The organism is Arthrobacter gandavensis (assembly GCF_015355785.1).
Lineage (GTDB): Bacteria > Actinomycetota > Actinomycetes > Actinomycetales > Micrococcaceae > Arthrobacter_B > Arthrobacter_B gandavensis_A.
In genome coordinates this window covers 1-455 of the sequence record NZ_JADKYW010000009.1, presented here as the reverse complement: position 1 = coordinate 455, position 455 = coordinate 1, and the positions used below count along the sequence as shown (strand labels likewise).

Genomic DNA, 455 nt, shown 5'->3' with positions numbered 1-455 from the left:
TGCACTTCCACCGGAACCCGGTCCGCTGCTGCCTGCCCGGTGACGCGTTCGACGAGGGTATCGGCCATGATCTGCCCCCGGCCCCGCTCATCCCCGGAAGCCCGCAGCGAATCCGCGGCCCGGGACAATGCGGCATACACGGCAACGCCCTGAGCGACCGGCAGCAGCCCGGTAAGGAAGCACATGGTGTCCGGTGCCGGACGGCAGGAGACGTACCGGCCGGAAACGGCTTGGGCGTTGCGCCGGACCTGCGAGGCGGCATCAATGGCCTGGGTGATCGAACGGATCCGGGCGATGAGCTTCCGGTCACCGAGTCCTTCGAGGGCGGCCGGGTCCTTGCAGATCAGTTCATCTACCCGGTGCCGGTCTTCAAGATCCAGGCAGGCTGTCTCCCGGACCAGGAGGGTTGCCCGCCATTCACTGAGCACTCCGGATGCGAGGGCTGCCAGGGTGTG

General features: G+C 67.7%; 1 protein-coding gene. It reads right to left on the bottom strand.

The features are described 5' to 3' along the window. Positions 1-455, bottom strand: a 455-nt coding sequence (locus ITX31_RS15675) for a DUF222 domain-containing protein (RefSeq protein WP_194784357.1), incomplete at both ends; no start/stop codon positions are given.